We start from the raw sequence: 3,049 nt of genomic DNA, 5'->3' as shown, positions 1-3,049 counted from the left end.
GACGAGTACGGGCTCCGCGTTCCGCGCTGCGCGCCTCGCGTTCGCCGCGTCCCCCGCGCGTGCTCCGCGCGGCCGCCGGTGGCGGCCGCGAGGAGCACGCGCGAGGGACGCGGCGAACGCGAGCGGCGCAGCCGCGAAGCGTGAGCCGCGAGGCTGGGGAGGTGTGAGGTGCGGTCGCTGTGCGGGGTGGGACTCAAAGGGGCAGCCGCGAGGGCGAAGGCGGCCGCAGCAAGCACCGCAGCGAAGTGAGCGAGGAGCGCAGCAAGGTCCCCGAGTCCTCGCGGCTGGGGCTTTGGAGGTGTTCGGCGCCGATCCGTCGCCGACTGTTTATACGTAAGCGGCTGGGACCTTGGAGGTGTTTGGCGCCGATCTAGAATCAACTATTTATAAGCGAACGGCTGGGGCTTTGGAGGTGTTCGCCGTCGATCGCCGGATAAACACGTATCGCCTCGCGACTGGTGTTTTAGAGGTGTTCAACGGCGATTTACTGTCAGCAATTTATAAGAGAACAGTCGCGGACGGCTACGGCTCGTACTTATAAATGGAATATCAGTCGCCGTCGCCCTCGTCCGCCGACCCGTCCCGCAACAGCCCCAGCGCCTCAACCGCGACCGGGGTCGCCTCGTAGCCGCGTCGCCCCGCGACCTCGGCCTCGTCGACCAGCCCGGCCGCGCGGAGCTCCGTGATCGTCCCGTGGAGGTCGGACTCGCACATGTCGGCGGCGTCGAGGAGGTCGATCGCGGCGATCGGCCCCTCGTCGACGACCACCGCGAGCAGGCCGAGCGACCGGTCGTCGCGGACCGCGCCGAGCGTCCGCCGGACCGGTTCCGGCACGCCGGAGGCGGCGGTCGCGAGCGCCGACTCGCCGTCCACGACCCGGAGGTCGTCGTTGTCGACGTACCGCTCCGCGCCGGTCGCCGGGTCGCGGACGCGGCTGGACTCGGCGGACCGCTTCACGAGGAGGTACGTCTCGCCGTCGCCGTCGCGGACCGTCTGCATGGTCGGGAAAGGGCGTTCGCCGGACATTACGCTTCCGGAGATTCGAGGAGAAGGCCTCGCGCTCCAGCGCGGGGAGGATGTCAAGCTTCCGGGGGCGTCGCCTCGGCGTCCGGATCGGTCGCCTCTGACGCCGAGTCGTCGGCGTCAGGCCCGTCGTCGGCCTCGTCCCGCGAGCGCTTCCACGCTCGGTACGTCTGGTAGGTCCGGACGCCGGCCAGCAGGCCGACGACGAACAGCGCCGGCCCGACCCGCGACCAGCCCTCGAAGAACCACACCATCGGGCCGAGCGCGACGAGGAGGACGGCGGCGTTGGCGTAGATGACGGCGACGACGAACGCGCGGAGGGTCCCCCGGTCCACGTCGCTGGCGCCCTCGAAGTCGCCCCCGTCGTCGAACGTCTTCACCGAGGGCGCCTTCGGGATGTCGGGCGTCATCTCCCGCTCGGCGTCGGAGCTCTCGCCGACGGAGATCTCGCCCTCGTCGTCCTCGTCGAGGCTGAACACGCCCGGGCGTACGCCGCGCCGGGGCAAAGGGGTTCCGTCCGGACGCGGCGGGAGCCGCCCCGCCGCCTCAGAGCGCGTCGGCGAGCCGCACCGTTCGGCTCGCCTCGACCCACGCGAGGGGGTTCGTGGCGTCGAAAAGCACCACGTTCCCGTCGTCTTCGTACGCCTCCACCTCGGCGTCGACCGCGTCGGAGTCGGCCGGACGAGCCACCGGTTCGGAACGTGGGTCCGAAGACATGGACCGTGGTAAGTCGTCACACATTATATGCCTTTCCGTGGCGGGAGACCTCGCCGCACCCGAAAGCCGAGTTTTTTAGCCGGGTGACGCCGAAGGGCGGATATGACTCAGTCGGGGCTGTCGGACTTCTCGTCGACCGGGGACGCGGGCGACGGGGCCGACGGCGACACGGACACCGAACGGGAGGAGCTGGCCGCCCAGGAGGCGGCCGCCGTCGCCGGCGGCGGGCGGGGCCACGTCAGCGACGTCGTCGACGTCGACGAGGCGAAGTTCCCGGAGTCGACGGGGACCGTCGAGCTGATGATCACCCAGATCGACTACGCCGTCGAGGGGTACGGCAGCGACGAGTACCCGGTCGTCCACGTGTTCGGCCGGCGGCCGGCCGAGAACGTCGACGGGGACGCCGAACACGTCGGGAACGCGGACCACGACGTCGTCGAACACCTCCGCGTGCTGGGCGTCGAGCCGTACTTCTACGTGCCCACGGCCGACCTCGACCGCGATCCGGTCGAGGAGTACGACGTGGTGATCGGCACGCGCGAGGAGAACCCGGACGGCGAGCCGTACGAGAGCATCCGCGGCGAGCCGCTCACCCGGATCGTCACGCGCACGCCTCGCGACGTGGGGAACATCCGCGACGACTTCGAGACCAGCTTCGAGGCGGACATCCTCTTCCCGAACCGCTTTCTCATCGACAACGGGATCAACGGCGGGATCCGCGTCGAGGAGCGCCGCCTCGACGACGGGGAAGGGACGATACAGGTCCACGAGGGCCACCTCGAACCGGCCGAGGTCGACGCCGAGATGCGGGTGAACACCTTCGACATCGAGGTTGACGACCGGCGGGGGTTCCCCGAGGACGGCGAGGAGCCGATCATCTGTCTCACCAGCCACGACTCCTACGACGACGAGTACGTCGTCTGGCTGTACGACGCCCCGGAAGCGGAGGTCCCCCCGCCGGAGGGTCTCCCGGAGTACGAGGGGATCGTCGGGGACGGGTCGGACGTCGATTTCGAGGTCCGGACCTTCGAGGAGGAGGCCGCGATGCTGGACGCGTTCGTCGAGTACATCGACGACACCGACCCGGACCTGCTCACCGGGTGGAACTTCGAGGACTTCGACGCGCCGTACCTCCTCGACCGGCTGGAGGTGCTCGACGACGGCAGCCAGTACGACCTCTCGGTCGACCGGCTCTCCCGGATCGGCGAGGTGTGGCGCTCCGGCTGGGGCGGTCCGGACGTGAAGGGACGGGTCGTCTTCGACCTCCTGTACGCCTACAAGCGCACGATGTTCACCGAGCTGGAGTCGT

General features: G+C 69.6%; 4 protein-coding genes. 1 reads left to right on the top strand and 3 read right to left on the bottom strand.

All coding sequences use genetic code 11. From position 1 onward, the window contains the following. Nucleotides 1-549: 549 nt before the first annotated feature. From B9G38_RS15595 to B9G38_RS18405, 3 genes are all read right to left on the bottom strand, one after another. Nucleotides 550-999, bottom strand: a complete 450-nt coding sequence (locus B9G38_RS15595; protein ID WP_086220983.1) for a hypothetical protein — start codon at nucleotides 997-999, stop codon at nucleotides 550-552. Between the two features lie 80 nt (nucleotides 1,000-1,079). After that, nucleotides 1,080-1,502, bottom strand: coding sequence for a hypothetical protein (locus tag B9G38_RS15590; RefSeq protein ID WP_086220982.1), 423 nt, complete (start codon nucleotides 1,500-1,502; stop codon nucleotides 1,080-1,082). A 67-nt stretch (nucleotides 1,503-1,569) separates the two neighbouring features. Next, nucleotides 1,570-1,740, bottom strand: a complete 171-nt coding sequence (locus tag B9G38_RS18405) for a hypothetical protein (RefSeq protein ID WP_198945718.1) — start codon at nucleotides 1,738-1,740, stop codon at nucleotides 1,570-1,572. 102 nt (nucleotides 1,741-1,842) lie between these two features. Here B9G38_RS18405 and B9G38_RS15585 point away from each other — a divergent pair. Continuing rightward, a partial coding sequence (locus B9G38_RS15585; protein ID WP_303646245.1) for a 3'-5' exonuclease occupies nucleotides 1,843-3,049 on the top strand: 1,207 nt, incomplete at its 3' end.

The sequence above is a fragment of the Halorubrum sp. SD612 genome (assembly GCF_002135005.1).
This window is presented reverse-complemented; position numbering and strand designations above follow the sequence as displayed.

Coding starts and splice junctions, on each gene's coding strand:
- B9G38_RS15595 (WP_086220983.1), bottom strand. CDS start 999: ATGCAGACGGTCCGCGACGGCGACGGCGAGACGTACCTCCTCGTGAAG.
- B9G38_RS18405 (WP_198945718.1), bottom strand. CDS start 1,740: ATGTCTTCGGACCCACGTTCCGAACCGGTGGCTCGTCCGGCCGACTCC.